Annotated in this window: 11 protein-coding genes; 5 read left to right on the top strand and 6 right to left on the bottom strand. The window is 61.0% G+C overall.

Going from position 1 to position 15,429, the window contains the following annotated elements; genetic code table 11:
* Positions 1-2: 2 nt before the first annotated feature.
* On the top strand, positions 3-626 hold the full coding sequence (locus POF45_RS05875) for a glutathione S-transferase N-terminal domain-containing protein (protein WP_282315314.1): 624 nt from the start codon (positions 3-5) through the stop codon (positions 624-626).
* A gap of 1,159 nt (positions 627-1,785) precedes the next feature.
* Here POF45_RS05875 and POF45_RS05870 read toward each other — a convergent pair.
* Positions 1,786-2,226: a CBS domain-containing protein gene (locus POF45_RS05870; protein ID WP_259495103.1), complete on the bottom strand. Its 441-nt coding sequence runs from the start codon at positions 2,224-2,226 to the stop codon at positions 1,786-1,788.
* Between the two features lie 255 nt (positions 2,227-2,481).
* Here POF45_RS05870 and POF45_RS05865 point away from each other — a divergent pair, with 255 nt between their 5' ends.
* Positions 2,482-4,842, top strand: coding sequence for a DNA polymerase II (locus POF45_RS05865; protein ID WP_282315312.1), 2,361 nt, complete (start codon positions 2,482-2,484; stop codon positions 4,840-4,842).
* Here POF45_RS05865 and POF45_RS05860 read toward each other — a convergent pair.
* The gene (locus POF45_RS05860) at positions 4,807-5,277 is read right to left on the bottom strand and encodes a DUF1810 domain-containing protein (RefSeq protein WP_282315310.1); all 471 of its coding nucleotides are present in this window, start codon (positions 5,275-5,277) and stop codon (positions 4,807-4,809) included. The genes POF45_RS05865 and POF45_RS05860 overlap by 36 nt on opposite strands.
* Positions 5,278-5,306: 29 nt before the next feature.
* Positions 5,307-6,128, bottom strand: coding sequence for an aldo/keto reductase (locus POF45_RS05855; protein ID WP_259495098.1), 822 nt, complete (start codon positions 6,126-6,128; stop codon positions 5,307-5,309).
* A 190-nt stretch (positions 6,129-6,318) separates the two neighbouring features.
* Between POF45_RS05855 and POF45_RS05850 the strand changes: the two genes are divergently transcribed.
* A complete protein-coding gene (locus POF45_RS05850) occupies positions 6,319-7,056 on the top strand; it encodes a hypothetical protein (protein WP_259495097.1) in 738 nt (245 codons plus the stop codon).
* A gap of 222 nt (positions 7,057-7,278) precedes the next feature.
* Entirely contained in the window at positions 7,279-8,064 is a 786-nt protein-coding gene (locus tag POF45_RS05845) for a sulfite exporter TauE/SafE family protein (RefSeq protein WP_259495096.1), read from the top strand.
* 88 nt (positions 8,065-8,152) lie between these two features.
* Here POF45_RS05845 and POF45_RS05840 read toward each other — a convergent pair whose 3' ends face one another.
* Complete coding sequence (locus POF45_RS05840) at positions 8,153-8,623, bottom strand: GNAT family N-acetyltransferase (protein ID WP_259495094.1); 471 nt, start codon at positions 8,621-8,623, stop codon at positions 8,153-8,155.
* A 227-nt stretch (positions 8,624-8,850) separates the two neighbouring features.
* Here POF45_RS05840 and POF45_RS05835 point away from each other — a divergent pair, with 227 nt between their 5' ends.
* Positions 8,851-9,417: a DUF4174 domain-containing protein gene (locus POF45_RS05835; RefSeq protein WP_282316007.1), complete on the top strand. Its 567-nt coding sequence runs from the start codon at positions 8,851-8,853 to the stop codon at positions 9,415-9,417.
* 144 nt (positions 9,418-9,561) lie between these two features.
* On the opposite strand, the gene POF45_RS05830 is transcribed toward POF45_RS05835, so the two are convergent.
* Both POF45_RS05830 and POF45_RS05825 read right to left on the bottom strand, forming a co-directional pair.
* Positions 9,562-11,703: an autotransporter outer membrane beta-barrel domain-containing protein gene (locus tag POF45_RS05830; RefSeq protein WP_282315308.1), complete on the bottom strand. Its 2,142-nt coding sequence runs from the start codon at positions 11,701-11,703 to the stop codon at positions 9,562-9,564.
* 156 nt (positions 11,704-11,859) lie between these two features.
* Positions 11,860-15,426, bottom strand: coding sequence for an ATP-binding protein (locus POF45_RS05825; protein WP_282315307.1), 3,567 nt, complete (start codon positions 15,424-15,426; stop codon positions 11,860-11,862).
* Between the last annotated feature and the right edge of the window lie 3 nt (positions 15,427-15,429).

Here is a 15,429-nt window from a genome sequence, read left to right as displayed (position 1 = left end):
ACATGTATCAGCTCTACGGAAAAACCAACTCCGGTGCGGCCGCCATCGAAGCGGCACTGGAACTGTGTGACGTGCCGTATCGCTTCATCGATGTAGAGGCATCGGCCGAGGCCACGCAGGCGCTGGAAAAGCTCAACCCGCTGCAACAGATTCCCACGCTGCAAACCCCATCGGGCGATGTGCTGACCGAGAGTGCGGCGATCCTGATTCACCTGGGCCTGACGTTTCCCGCCGCCAGACTGCTGCCGAGCGATGCCCGCGAACGCGACCAGGCGATTCGTGGGATGACCTACATCGTCACTAATTGCTATGCGGCCATTGGCATAGTCGACTACCCCGAACGCTGGCTGGCCGAGGCGGATGAGTCGTCCCGGGAAAACCTGATGGCCGGCGCCCGAGCACGTTTGCACTGGAGCTGGGAGGTGTTTGCCGATCAGTTTTCCGGCGAGTTGTACCTGGGGATCGAGAAACCGGGGGCGCTGGATGTGCTGGCAGCGGTGGTGAGTCGCTGGGCGGGCAGCCGAGAGTATTTGCGCAATGCCCGGCCCGGGTTCTCCACCTGGCTGGAACGTATCGACCGGCACCCGACACTGGCCCCGGTATTTGCGCGGCATTGGCCATCCTGAGAACACCACAAGACCAAAAGTGTGGGAGAGAGCCTGCTCGCTCCCACAGTTGATTTGTGTCGGGCCCAAAAACTCGAAAACACCGCAGAACCAATGTGGGAGCGAGCTGCTCGCGATGAGGGTGTGGCAGTCAACACCTGGGCTGGCTGATACACCGCTTTCGCGAGCAGGTTCGCTCCCACAGTTGATTTGCGTCGGGCCCAAAAACTCGAAAACACCGCAGAACCAATGTGGGAGCGGGCTTGCCCGCGATGAGGGTGTGGCAGTCAACACCTGGGCTGGCTGATACACCGCTTTCGCGAGCAAGCTCGCTCCCACAGTTGATTTGTGTCGGGCCCAAAAACTTGAGAACACCGCAGAACCAATGTGGGAGCGAGCTGCTCGCGATGAGGGTGTAGCAGTCAACACATGGGCTGGCTGATACACCGCTTTCGCGAGCAAGCTCGCTCCCACAGTTGATTTGTGTCGGGCCCAAAAACTTGAAAACACCGCAGAACCAATGTGGGAGCAGGCTTGCCCGCGATGAGGGTGTGGCAGTCAACACATGGGCTGGCTGATACACCGCTTTCGCGAGCAGGTTCGCTCCCACAGTTGATTTGCGTCGGGCCCAAAAACTCGAAAACACCGCAGAACCAATGTGGGAGCAGGCTTGCCCGCGATGAGGGTGTGGCAGTCAACACATGGGCTGGCTGATACACCGCCATCGCGAGCAAGCTCGCTCCCACAGTTGATTTGTGTCGGGCCCAAATACTCGAAAACACCGCAGAACCAATGTGGGAGCGGGCTTGCTCGCGATGAGGGTGTGGCAGTCAACACCTGGGCTGGCTGATACACCGCTTTCGCGAGCAGGCTCGCTCCCACAGTTGATTTGTGTCGGACCCAAAAACTTGCAAACACCGCAGAACCAATGTGGGAGCGGGCTTGCCCGCGATGAGGGTGTGGCAGTCAACACCTGGGCTGGCTGATACACCGCCATCGCGAGCAAGCTCGCTCCCACAGTTGATTTGTGTCGGGCCCAAAAACTCGAAAACACCGCAGAACCAATGTGGGAGCGAGCTTGCTCGCGATGAGGGTGTGGCAGTCAACACATGGGCTGGCTGATACACCGCTTTCGCGAGCAGGCTCGCTCCCACATTGGATGTGGGGTGTAGCGGGTGGATCACTCCCCCCGAATGTACTGCTCCAACTGCTTGATCAGCTCCGCCTGTTCGGCAATTGCTTCCTTGACCAGGTCACCAATCGACAGCAACCCCAGCAACTGGCCGCCCTCGACCACCGGCAAGTGGCGCAGGCGTTTGTCGGACATGATGCCCATGCAGGTCTCGACGCTTTGGTGGGTGTCCACGGTGATCACCGGCGACACCATGATCTCGCTGACCGGGGTGCCCACCGAGGAACGCCCCTTGAGCACCAGTTTGCGCGCGTAGTCACGCTCGCTGATGATGCCGACGACTTCGCCTCCTTCGACGACCGGCAGCGCGCCGACGTTTTTGGCGGCCATGACCATCAGCGCTTCCAGCACCATCTGATGCGGGGCGATGGTGTGGACTTGCTGGTTTTCGTTGGCCTTCAGCTTGAGCAGTTGGGCGACAGTTTTCATGGCAGTTTCTCGGTGTTGTCGTTGTTATAGAAGCATCGTAGACGCCAGCGCGCAGAGCAAGGCGCAAAGCGCCGGATAACATGCAAAAAACGTCATTTGGCGGGTATTCGTCAATAAATACCCAATGACACATATGAAACTGTGGTCAATGGTTCTCCATAGATAAAGCGTGGCCGCAGGAGTGGAATTGGCCGGGGCAATCAGTGTGATGACGCGTAGAATCTGCACCTGATCAAATTGTCGAGGTTTGCAGTGGTGGATTTACAGCAGGGCTTCGTCCTGACCCGGCATTGGCGCGATACCGCGGCCGGTACGCAAGTCGAGTTCTGGCTGGCGACCGACAACGGTCCCCGGCGCATCCGCCTGCCGCATCAGCCGTCGGTGGCGTTTATCCCCGTCGTTCAACGCGAGCAGGCCGAAACGCTACTGCGCGGCGAAAAGAACGTCGAGCTCAAACCGCTCGCGCTACAGGACTTCGAACATCGCCCGGTGCTGGGCCTGTATTGCCAGCAGCACGGCCAGCTGATGCGCCTGGAAACCGCCCTGCGCAAAGCCGGGGTCGAGGTGTTCGAGGCCGATGTGCGCCCGCCCGAGCGCTACATGATGGAGCGTTTCATCACCGCGCCTGTGACGTTCGGCGGCACCGCCGATGGAGCCGGCCTGCTGCTCGATGCGCAGATGAAACCGGCGCCCGATTATCGTCCCGCGCTGCGGCTGGTCTCGCTGGACATCGAGACCACCGAGCAGGGCGAGTTGTATTCGATCGCCCTGCAAGGCTGCGGCGAGCGGCAGGTGTACATGCTCGGCCCGCCCAACGGCGATGCCAGCGCCGTGGATTTCCAGCTCGAATACTGCGAGTCCCGCACCCTGCTGCTCAAACGCCTCAACGAGTGGTTCGCCCGCCACGACCCGGACGCCATCATCGGCTGGAACCTGGTGCAGTTCGACCTGCGGGTGCTGCATCAACATGCCCGGCGCCTGGCGGTGCCGCTGAAACTGGGACGTGATGGCGAGGAAATGCAATGGCGCGAACACGGCAGTCGCAGCCACTACTTCGCTTCGGCGGCGGGCCGGTTGATCATCGACGGCATCGAGTCGCTGCGCTCGGCGACCTGGAGCTTCCCTTCGTTCAGCCTGGAAAACGTCGCGCAAACCCTGCTCGGCGAAGGCAAGGCGATCAGCACGCCGTACCAGCGCATGGACGAAATCAACCGCATGTTCGCCGAGGACAAACCGGCGCTGGCCACCTACAACCTCAAGGACTGCGAGCTGGTGACGCGGATCTTCGCCAAGACCGAGTTGCTGACGTTCCTGCTGGAACGGGCCAGCGTCACCGGTCTGCCGGCGGATCGCAGTGGCGGATCGGTGGCGGCGTTTACCCACCTTTATATGCCGCTGATGCACCGTCAGGGCTTCGTCGCGCCGAACCTCGGCAGCAAGACGCCTGAGGCCAGCCCCGGCGGCTTCGTCATGGACTCGCAACCGGGGCTCTATGAATCGGTGCTGGTGCTCGACTACAAAAGCCTTTATCCGTCGATCATCCGCACCTTTCTGATCGACCCGGTGGGGCTGATCGAAGGGCTTGAACACCCGGACGACAGCGAGTCGGTGCCGGGCTTTCGCGGTGCGCGGTTTTCCCGTACCCGGCATTGCCTGCCGGCCATCGTCGCCCGGGTCGCCGAAGGTCGGGAAACCGCCAAGCGCGAACACAACGCACCGCTGTCCCAGGCCCTGAAAATCATCATGAACGCCTTCTACGGCGTACTCGGTTCAAGCGGCTGCCGCTTCTTCGATACGCGGCTGGCTTCGTCCATCACCTTGCGCGGCCACGAGATCATGCTGCGCACCCGCCAGTTGATCGAGGCCCAGGGCCATGCGGTGATCTACGGTGATACCGACTCGACCTTCGTCTGGCTGCGTCGCGCCCATGGCCAGGAAGAAGCGGCAAAGATCGGGCGGGCGCTGGTGGACCATGTCAATCAGTGGTGGCGCGAGCATGTGCGTCAGCAATACGGGCTGCAAAGCGCCCTGGAATTGCAGTTCGAAATCCACTACAAACGCTTTCTGATGCCGACCATTCGCGGCGCCGAGGAGGGCAGCAAGAAGCGCTACGCCGGGCTGGTGACGCACGCCGATGGCAGTGATGAGATGGTCTACAAAGGTCTGGAAACCGTGCGCACCGACTGGTCGCTGCTGGCGCGGCAGTTCCAGCAGGAGTTGTATACGCGGATTTTCCACCGCAAGCCCTATCAGGACTATGTGCGCGACTACGTGCGCAAGACCCTGGCCGGGGAGTTTGACGACCGCCTGGTCTACCGCAAGCGCCTGCGCCGCACCCTCGATGACTACGAACGCAACGTGCCACCGCATGTGCGGGCGGCGCGCATGGCCGACGAGTTCAACGACCGTCAGGGCCGCCCACGGCAATACCAGAACGGCGGCTGGATCAGCTACGTGATCACCCTGGCCGGGCCCGAGCCGCTGGAGATCCGCAGCGCCGCCATCGACTACGACCACTACGTCACCCGGCAATTGCAACCGGTGGCAGATGCGATCCTGCCGTTTGTCGATGACGACTTCTCAACCCTGATTGGTGGGCAGCTGGGCCTGTTTTGAGTCCAGCAGCAACAGCGTCCAGTCATCGGCAATGCCGTGAAAATACTGCTCCAGTGCCTGGTGAAACACGCTGTCGGCTGCAGCCACCTGAGCGAACAGGGTGATCGATGAGTGAAATTTCAGGTCGTCGGGGTGGCCGAAAATCTCGGCAATCGAGTGCTGGCGGATGTTCAGCACCAATTGCGTGCAGGTGCGCAGGCGTGCGCCCAGCAGCGGGTGCTTGAGGTACGCCGCCGCTTCTTCTCGTGAGCCGAGGGCAAAGTAGCGCGACATTTCACTGGCGCCGAGGCCGGCCAGCTGAGGGAAGATGAACCACATCCAGTGCCGGCGTTTGTGCCCGGCGCGCAGTTCTTCCTGGACCCATTCGAACACCGGGTCTTGCGCCGGGATAAAGCGTTGCAGATTGAACGTGTCGAGCGGATCGGTACTTCGCATGCCGACGTCCTCCCACAGACTGCGCCGGCTCAGACCATGGCCAGTCGCTGTTTGCGTTGTGGCGCTTGAAATGCCTGGTCCAGCGCCTCCAGATCCCCAGCGTCCAGCTGTATGTGTGCGGCTTGCGCATTGAGTTGCACATGCTCGGGCCGCACCGCCTTGGGAATGGCGATCACCCCGTCCTGGCGCGCAATCCATGCCAGCGCCACCTGAGCCGGCGTCACCCCATGACGGGCGGCGACCTGCTTGAGGGTCGAATTGACCAGCATATGCCCACCCTGGCCAATCGGACAGTAGGCCATGAGCGGTAGTCGTCGCTGCTGGCTCCACGGCAGCAGGTCGAACTCGATGCCGCGCGACTCCAGGTTGTACAGCACCTGATTGGTGGCGCACTCCGGCGCCCCAAGCTCTTCAAGGTCATCGACGTCAAAATTGGACACGCCCCAACGGCCGATCTTGCCGTCTTCGCGCAGGCGCTCAAAGGCTTCGACGGTTTCCTCCAGCGGATACTGGCCGCGCCAGTGCAGCAGGTACAGATCGATGTAATCAGTACCGAGCCGTCGCAGGCTGCGCTCGCACGCCTGGGGAATGCCTTTGCGACTGGCGTTGTGCGGATAGACTTTGCTGACCACAAACACCTGGTCGCGCAGGCCTGTGATGGCTTCGCCCACCACTTCCTCCGCGCCGCCCTCGGCGTACATTTCGGCGGTGTCGATCAGCGTCATGCCCAGTTCAATGCCCTGGCGCAGCGCCGCGACTTCCTGTTTATGCGCCGAGCGATCCTCGCCCATGCGCCAGGTGCCCTGACCGATGACCGGAACGCTGACGCCTGCCAGTTCGATCGTGTGCATGTAAACCTCCTGTTTAAATACCGATGGATACTGCTGTGGGCAGCAGAATAGCCCACGGGTTCAGTCGGCGGATGATCACGCAGGTTGCCGGTGATCGGTCGATACTGCACTTTTTGCCGTTAACCGGCTCTATCCATGGCCAGGTTGTGGCGACTCCCGCCGCAACAGACATGTGTAAGCCCAACCCTCTATGGTTCGAGCGTTAGCCCATTGCCTGATCCCGATTCGCCTGTTGGCCGGTTTGCTATTGCTGTGTGCCAGTGGTTGCAGCCAGCAGCAAGGCGGCGACATTTTCAACCAGTTGCGCGAAGGCACGCCCCAGGAATTTCTGCAAACGAGCGTCGATCGCATGGCCACCCTGGCCATGCGTGACAACCTCGACAGCCTCTATCTGTTGATGAACAAGCTCTACCGGCGTAACCCCGAAGAACTGAAAAAATCCGGCTTCATCGATGCCCCCACCGCCGAGAAGCAGGTGCGCGTGGCCATCGAACAGCAGCAACCATTGCCCACCCTCGGCGGCAGGAAAGACCTGGCCGCGCTCAGTTATGCCATGAGTCCGGGATTTCTCGGCGACCGGGTCGGCGCCTTCATCTATGCCATCGGCAGCATGCTGGTCACCGCCCATGGCAACCGGGTGGCGTTCTACATGACCGATGCCATTAACCCGGTGTTCGTCAGCAACGCGGCGCGCAACATTGAAAAGGCCACGTGGATGCTCAGCCAGCGACAAAACGCCAAGGGCGAACTATTGCTGTTCTCCAACGAAATCTCGGAGGAGGGCAGCAACCTGAGTTTCGCCGTGGAGTTCGGCAAGATCGTGGCGCGCCTCGACCTGCTGACCCAAATGCTGGATGAGCGTTATCGGCGCATCGGCCTGAATTACGCTCAGAGCCTGTTGTTCTTGAATTTCTTGCCGGTGCAGTGAGGGGTTGATTGGCGCAGGGCCTGGATCAACTGGCATTTAAAGCCAGGAGCGGATTCTCACTGACTTCGTTCAATCCCACAGTGGAAATTTTTTACAGGGGCATTTATGGAGTGTCAGTAGTTTGTTCGGGGCATAACGATAGACCGCAACGATATAAGTGGTTATAAGAAAAATCGCTATGCTGCGGGCCAGTTTTTTCATGCGTTTTGTGCGGGCGTGTTAATGGATTTCGGTCATTTCGGGTTAATCGTTGCAGGCTTGGTGGTAGGTTTTATCGTCGGGATGACCGGCGTGGGCGGTGGTTCGCTGATGACGCCGATCCTGCTGTGGTTCGGCGTCAACCCGGCCACGGCGGTGGGCACCGATCTGCTGTACGCGGCCATCACCAAATCCAGCGGCGTGCTGGTGCACACGAAAAACAGGAACATCGACTGGGCCATCACCGGCTGGCTGACCCTGGGCAGCGTGCCGGCGGTGATGATGACGCTGTGGTTCCTGAGCAGCCTGCACACCGCGCCCGATGCCATGAACACCATCATCAAGCAGGCCTTGGGCTTTGTGCTGTTTGCCACGGCTTTGGCGATCTTTTTCAAGAAACGCCTGCTGGATTTCGCCCACAAACGCGCTGGCGGCAACTACAACCCCAGCGGTCCGCGCCTGAACGTGCTGACGGTCATCACCGGTCTGATCCTCGGCACCATGGTCGCCCTGACGTCCATCGGCGCAGGCGCTTTAGGCACCGTGGCGCTGTTTATCCTCTATCCGCTGTTGCCGACCCGCCGCCTGGTCGGCACGGAAATCGCCCACGCCGTGCCACTGACCCTGGTCGCCGGCCTGGGTCACGCGAGCATGGGCAACATGGATTGGCAGGTGCTGGGCTTTCTGCTGATCGGGTCGTTGCCGGGCATCTGGCTGGGCAGCCACCTGACTGGGCGCATCTCCGATGAAGTGCTGCGCCCGTGCCTGGCGACGATGCTGTTGTTGATCGGCTACAAGCTGGTTTTTTGATCCGGCTTCGATCGCTTTTCAGTCATACCAGACCGGCACAATTGATGTGGGAGCCAAGCGCGCTCCCACAGGTTTCACTGAATTCAGTTCATGCCGCGGTACCACGCTTCATGACCGTCACCACGACGTCATCTTCTTCTACATCCTCGACCACCTCCCAACCCAGCCCCGCATACAGCGCTTGAGCGTGGACGGTACACAGATACAGCTCTGGCACACCGATCAGTCTCGCTTCCTCGACAATGCGCTGCACCAGTTGCGAGGCAATGCCCCGACCCCGATGTTCTTCCTTGACGTAGACGCCGGCGAGCCAGGGCGTCAGTTCAGGACGCGAGTCCAGGTCATTGACCAGCAGCAGGGCGCCGCCGAGTAACTGCGCGCCGTCATGGGCGATCACCACCGAGGGCACCGAACCCTTGCCGCAACTGGCGCGCATGCGCTCGGTTTGTGCCTCCAATGTATTGCCGGGTTTGTAGTGGCCCCATTCGTTGAAATTGAGTTCGGCGAATTCCGGGAGCAGGGCGGGGTAGTCACTGAGGTAGTCGAGTTGTATGGCCAATTGCAGCTCCTTTTCCGGGGGGCGGCGCGTCGGTTGCGAGCCTGGCGATTCACCATAGAGCGGTCATCAATCGTAATCAATTGGTGCTCACAATCCTTCACAGTCTGTTGCGCAATGCCGGCCCTGACCTAAGCTTGGGGCAACGCGAAACATATTCGCGGATCGTCACCCGGAACGATCGCCGCGATGCGCGTTCATTAGAGCGTGGATATCAAAAGGAGATGCGCATGCTCATCAGGTCTTTGACCCTGGCAACCCTGCTGGCTTTCGCCGGCCCCCTGTTCGCCGCTGACAGCGACTCACCCCTGGCACCGGAGCTGGGCAAGTCCCGGCCGCTGATCGTAATCGCTTCCAGTACCGTCGATCCCGTTTGGATGAGCCTGAAAAAGTCGCTGGACGATCCCGCCAACAAGCAAGGTGTCGCCCAGCGCAATATCAAGGTGTACAGCGTGCTGAACATGTTCGGTCAACTTGACGGCAAGGATCTCGGCCAACAGGACACCATGGCGCTCATCCGTTCGCTGAAACTGGGTGCAGGGGCGTTGCCCAAAGTCATCCTGCTGGGCAAGGACGGCGAGATCAAACTTGACAGTTCAGGGGAAGAATCAAAATCGGTCGACTTGAAGAAAATATTCGACACCATTGATGCCTTGCCGGCAGCCGAGAAAGAATTGACCCCACCGGCACCTCCAGCGACGGCCGAAACGACACCGGCCAAAGGCGCCAAAGGTGCCAAGACGAAAGCAGGCAAGACTGCAAAACCTGCCGCCCCGCCTGATCAGCCGGATGATTGATTACGCCGCCTGCCACAAAAGCGGTGCACCCCGAATATCCCCTGTGGGAGCGAGCCTGCTCGCGAATGCGCTGGATCAGCCAACGTAAATGTTGACTGTGCCGCCTTCGCGAGCGGGCTCGCTCCCACAGGATTGGCGCTGCGGTTACCAGCGATACCGATACCCCACCGTCACCGCCCAGGGCTGTTCGATACCCCGTCCCTTGGTGTATTGGCCGTCGACAAAGACGTTGTGTTTGTCCGCCACCGACATCATCACTCCGCCACCTATCTCGCCCCGTGAGCCCGGCAAACGACTGTCCAGCGGCGAGCCGCTGACGGTCACATGGCTGTCGCCGGCATGCTCGGTGATCCACGTCGCCTTGGCATAGGGTTTTACCCTGATGCCGTTGTCGAATTGCAGGTTGCGCCCCAGCATCCCGCCCACACGGCTTTGCACTGAAGTCATCGCATCCTGTTCAACGTCCAGGCCGTTACTGGCGGTGTAACGCCCACTGCTGAGGCGCGACACCTGAACCCCGGCCTGCGGTTCGACGAACCAGCCTTTGCCCAGGTCGATGGACTTGCCCAGTTGCACATCGCCGCTCACAGCATGGTTCTTGTAGTGTGCCTTGACGCTGTCGCCGAGGTTGCTGGTGATGTCGATCCGGTTGTTCAAGCGGCTGTATTTCAGCACGCCATCGACGTACCAGCCGCTCTGATCCAGGTAGCTGGCATAACCACCGAGGGTGGCGCTGTCGATGCTGCCTTTGCTGTTTTCGCCGAACTGTTGCCGCGCCTGTCCCTTGCCGAGCAACCCGCCCACATACAGCGTGCCGGTGGCGAAGGGCAGGGTTTTGTCGGCGCCGATTTCCATGCCATCGACTTGCTGCTGGAAGTCCCGGCTGGCGCCTGTGTCCAGGTGTTGTTCGGTGCCGTAACCACGAGTCCAGAGGCCGCCCTGATCCTGGCCCGAACGCAGATCACCGAAGTGCCCGGTGGTGGCATTCATCTGAGCACCGAGCAGCGCTGCGCTGGCGGCAGGGCTGGCGACGGCGGCGTTGGCGCCTTTGCTCAGGGTTTCTGGCTGAGGCAGGTGAGCTGGTTGTACGGGCTCCGCGGGCTGAACAGGTTCAGCGGGCTGACCGGGATCAACAGGTTCAGCGGGTTTCACAGGTTTAACAGGTTCAACAGGCTTGACCGGTTCAACCGGTGGTTCTGGATCGGTTGGCGTCTCTGGTTGCACCACGGTGTCCGGGTCTTGCGGGGCACTCGCCAGACTGGCCAGGTACCAGTCATTACCCTGATGCTGCAATTGATAGCGATAAGCGCCGGCGTCCACCGTCTCTCCGTAGAGTTTGAAGTCGCCGACGCCGCCATTGCCGTTCACCAGCATCAGTTTCTGCAAAGCCTCGCCAGGCGCGTTACCGGAGTCGGCCACCACCAGTGTATGGCGGTCGCTGATCAGGCCGTTGACCTTGATCAGATCCCCCTTCAAGGCAGCCAGGTCGGTGTTCATCATGAACGTGCCGTTGCCACTCAGCGGGCCATCGATGGTCAGCGTGTGAAATCCGCCGAAGGCCGGGTCGGCAAACGTCACCCGGCCATCGACACGAGCCGGGCCTCTCAGGTTGGCGAAGCCTTTGAGCAACAAATCACCGTCGCGGTTGATCAGGGTGTTCTCGGCGGCCGCGCCATCACCCAGCACCATCAAGCCACCCTGATTAACCGTGGTAGAGCGAACACTGGTGCCGGCCACGCTCTCCATCACCCCGCCCTGATTGATCACGGTGTTGCTGACCTTGGCCGTGTCGTTCACCGACAGCAAGCCACCCTGATTGACCGTTGTACGGTCGGCATTGCCGTTTTGATAAACCATCATCTGGCTGTTGCTGACGCGGGTGTTCTTCGCCATGGCGTCAAAGTACACGTACATACGGCCGCCATTTAGCGACGTGTCGCTGACCACCGCGTTTTCGACGACCTCCAGGTCGCCGCCACTGATCGTGGTATGCAGGGCGGTGGCCGAGCCGCTGACGAGCATCACGCCGCCGTTCATGACGGTGTCTGTGGCCTGGCCGTTGTCATGAAGCGCCATCCAGCCGTTGCCGTCGATGGTGGTGCCGATCGCGGTGCCTGTCTCCCATAGATGCAGTTGCCCATCGCTCACGGTGCTGTTGCTGACCCTGCCACCCGTGCCGACGCCCAGCCACGAACCGTCGTTGAGCAGTAGATTGTCCTGAGGGGTGGTCACACAATCAGCGTCGCAGGCTGCATTGGCCAGCCATGGCGCAGCACCCAGAAGCAACAACGCACCTGACATCGAAACCCGCGAAAACCGCACACCAAATGCAAACATAGTGACCCGCCGACTGCATGAAATAGAGCGACGGATTCTGCGGATGTCAGCGGTGTGGGTAACGCAGCCGGTTCCGATTATTGTGTAGGATGAGTCCTACAAAAATCAGCCGTGGACACTGGCCCGAATGCTCTGTTGCAGGCACGTCATCTGCTTGATGAAGGCCTCTACCAACGGGCTCAGCCCGGCGGCATCGGTGGTGACCTGACAGCCCTGTTCCAGCTGTTCGCAAACGCTGATGAGCATGTCTGCGTGGATGATTCGTGCACTGCCGAGGATCTTGTGACAGCAACGTGCCATTGCGCGGTAGTCGCCTGCGCCATACAAACCTTGCAAGGCTTCGAAGTCTTCCTGGTTGGTACGCAGCACCGTGCTCAGCAATTGACGAGTCAGTGTCGCATCGCCTGCGGTGATGTCGTTGACCCTGGCAATGTCGAAGCACGGCGCACTGGTCAGACGCGCCGCTTCAGCCTCGTGCAGGTAATGCTCAAGCACATGGCGGGTGACCGGTTTGAACAGGCAGTCATTCATGCCCGCTGCCAGGCAACGGCGGATTTCCAGCGGCTGCGCATTGGCAGTCAGGCCCAGCACGTGAACGGGCGAGCGCCCTGTGTTCACCTCGGTTTCGCGCAGTTGGCGGGTCATCTGATCGCCGTTCATCTGCGGCATGTTGCAGTCGGTGATCACATAGTCGAAGTCCTCGCGAGCCCACAATCGCAGGCCTTCCAGGCCGTTCTCGGCGCAGGTGACGTGCATGCCCAGCGATTCGAGCTGGCGCTGCAGCACCACCCGGTTGAACTCGTGGTCCTCGACAATCAGAATCCTGCGCACGGGCAGCGGCAGCTGTTTTCCGCCCGGGAGTGATGGCACACCGGCATCGCCCGGCGCCTGGGCGGCATTCAGCCTCAGGGTGAAACACGAGCCTTGTCCAGGCGTGCTGGTGCAAGTCAGTTGCCCACCCATCAGTTCGGTCAATTGCCGACAGATGGCCAGGCCCAGGCCGGTGCCGATCTGCAGCTCCGTGTCGCTGCTGCCGACCTGTGTGTAGGGCTGGAACAGCCGCTGCTGTTGCTGCTCGTCCATACCGATGCCCGTGTCGCGAACCGTCAGGCGCAATTGCACGATGTCGTCAGCCGGCACCAGCGCCAGTTCAACGGTCACGGTGCCCTGAGGCGTGAATTTGATGGCGTTGCTGATCAGGTTCGACAGGATCTGCCGCAAGCGCAGCGAGTCCAGCTCCACGGCGATGTCGGCGATCGGACCGACGAACTCCAGCGCCACGCCTTTGTGCCGGGCGAGGCTGGCAAAGCCCTGAATCACCGTGCGCACCAGGTGTTCGGGGTGACAGGTGCCACTGCGCAGTTCGAACTTGCCCGACTCGATTTTCGACAGATCGAGAATCTCGCCGATCAGCTCCATCATGCCGCTGGCGGACTTTTGCGCGATGTCGATCAGTTCGGCGTCCGGGCGCCCGTCGCGCATCAGCTCCAGTACGCCGACCAGCGCGCTCATCGGTGTGCGGATTTCGTGGCTCATTACCGCCAGAAAGTGACTCTTGCCCCGGTTGGCGGCTTCCGCCAGGTCTTTGGCCTGATGCAGCGCATGTTGCAGGTTCTGCTGCTCGGTGAGGTCGATCCAGCCGCCAATGACGCCGGTCATGGTGCCGTCGGAGTCGCGGTAGGGCAGGGCCCAGTGGTAGATGTGATAGTGCCTGCCGTTGACGGTCATGGCGAAGCTGTCGAACGACGGCTCGCCGCTGGCGAGGGTGGCGCGGTGGATGCGTTTGTAGTTGTGAACATCGGCCATGGGCAGGATGTCCGCTTCGGCCAGCCCCTTGTTCAACACGCGATCGAGTTCGACTTCCATCACCCGCAAATAGGCGCGGTTGCAGGTCAGCAGCAGGCCTTCGCGGCTGCGCACGTAGATCGGATGCGGCGTGCCGTCCACCAGCACTTGCATGAACACCAACTGATCGTTCAAGGCTTTCTGCGCCTTGAGACGCTCGGCGATTTGCCGGCGTAAGCCGACGTTCCACGCCAGAATCGCCAGCAGCACCATCAGCGTTGCCGCCCCGGCCTTGTAGAACCAGCTCTTGTAGGCGTTCCAGCCGCCCTCGCTTTCCTGGGTGTTCTGCCAGCGGTTGACCAGATCGGTGAACTCGTCCGGACGGATGTCGAGCAGCGCCTTGTTGAGGATCGAGATCAGTTCGGCATTCTGCTGTCCACTGGCAAAAGCGATCAGCGCCGGTGGTGCGCCGATCACTGAGTCGATTTGCAGGCGGCCCCGGAAATAGCGGTCTATCAGGTAGGAGGCGCCCAGTTGCGGCTGAATCACGCCCTCGACCTGGCCTTCGGCGAGCAATTCATAAGTCTCGATGGGCGCATCGACCATTACTTGCCGGACATCCGGCCACTCGCGTGCCAGCCAGTTCTGCGCGGCCGAGCCCTTGATGATCGCCACCCGCTGGCCTTTCAAACCGACCAGGCCCGAATGTTCGGGCTGCACGCGGGTGACCAGTACGTACGGATTGACCAGATAGGGCCTGGAAAACGCCAGCGTGGACTCGCGGTCGGCGCTGTAGGTCAGTGCACCGATGATGCTGACCGGATTGCGCTGCACGCGGCTGATCATGGCGTCGACCGAGGTGATTTTGCCCGGATTGAACACCAGCCCGGTGCGATCATTGATCATTTCCAGCAAGTCGGCGGCCATGCCCCGCAACTGCCCCTGAGCGTTGAAAAAGCTGAACGGCGAGTACAAGTCGTTGGCCAGCACGTCGACGGTCGGGTGGTCCTTGATCCACTGTTGTTCGGCGGGGGTCAGTTGCAGTCGGCTGTAACCCAGTTTCGGATTGGCGCCGATGCCCCAGCGTCGGGCAATCACGGCACGTTCGGCGGGGGAAATATTCGACAGGACGGTGTTGAGCAGCGTCAGCAGTTGAGCGTTGTGTCGCTGTATGGCAAAGCTGAAACCCAGCCCCTCAGAGTCGCGCTGGATGGTTTGCTTGAGGCTTTGCTGATAGCGCTGTTCCAGCAGGTATTGCGCTGAAATCGCATCGGTCAGCAGCACATTGCCGGTGCCATAGGCCACCAGCCCCAGTCCCTGCTCGGTAGAACGTACGGACTGCACTTGCAGGTCGGGAAACAAGGCGGCTACCCGTTCCTGCTGAACCCAGTCCGGGTCGAACAGCACCGTGGTGCCGGCAGGCGGCCGATCATTGGGCCAATGCGTGCCGAACTGGCTGATCAGCACCGCCTGATCGTAGGCATAAGGTGCGCTCAGTATCAGGTCGGCATAATTCTCTTCGAGGTGGTTGGTGCGCGGCACCAGATCGACGTCACCGCGTTGCAGCGCCGCCAGCGCCAATGCCTGGCTGTCATAACGATTGACCTGCAAACGCACGCCCAGACCGCGTGCCAGCACATCGAGATAATCGGCGGACAGGCCTTCGTAGTCCTTCTGGTTGGCGGTCATGTCCAGTGGCGGGCGGTCAGGCAGGTAGGCACCGATTCGCAGCTCGGCCTTGTGCGCCAGCCATTGCCGCTGTGTTGCCGTCAGCGCCGGGTTGACGCTGCTTTCGGCGGCGCGGCTGAGCAGCGCAAGGGGCTCGGCAGAGGCCGGTAGCGCGAGGAGCAGAAGTACGCCCAGCAATGTCCGACAGATCGCGGTCATGGC

The organism is Pseudomonas fungipugnans (genome assembly GCF_029955235.1).
Taxonomy (GTDB): Bacteria; Pseudomonadota; Gammaproteobacteria; order Pseudomonadales; family Pseudomonadaceae; genus Aquipseudomonas; species Aquipseudomonas fungipugnans.
The sequence above is the reverse complement of the archived record's forward strand: the minus strand, read 5'-3'. Positions and strand labels throughout refer to the sequence as shown.

Bases quoted from the DNA above. Each gene is read 5' to 3' on its own strand.
- POF45_RS05860 (WP_282315310.1), bottom strand. From the start codon at position 5,277: ATGCGAAGTACCGATCCGCTCGACACGTTCAATCTGCAACGCTTTATC.
- POF45_RS05845 (WP_259495096.1), top strand. From the start codon at position 7,279: ATGGATTTCGGTCATTTCGGGTTAATCGTTGCAGGCTTGGTGGTAGGT.
- POF45_RS05835 (WP_282316007.1), top strand. From the start codon at position 8,851: ATGCTCATCAGGTCTTTGACCCTGGCAACCCTGCTGGCTTTCGCCGGC.
- POF45_RS05870 (WP_259495103.1), bottom strand. From the start codon at position 2,226: ATGAAAACTGTCGCCCAACTGCTCAAGCTGAAGGCCAACGAAAACCAG.
- POF45_RS05825 (WP_282315307.1), bottom strand. From the start codon at position 15,426: ATGACCGCGATCTGTCGGACATTGCTGGGCGTACTTCTGCTCCTCGCG.
- POF45_RS05875 (WP_282315314.1), top strand. From the start codon at position 3: ATGTATCAGCTCTACGGAAAAACCAACTCCGGTGCGGCCGCCATCGAA.
- POF45_RS05850 (WP_259495097.1), top strand. From the start codon at position 6,319: ATGGTTCGAGCGTTAGCCCATTGCCTGATCCCGATTCGCCTGTTGGCC.
- POF45_RS05855 (WP_259495098.1), bottom strand. From the start codon at position 6,128: ATGCACACGATCGAACTGGCAGGCGTCAGCGTTCCGGTCATCGGTCAG.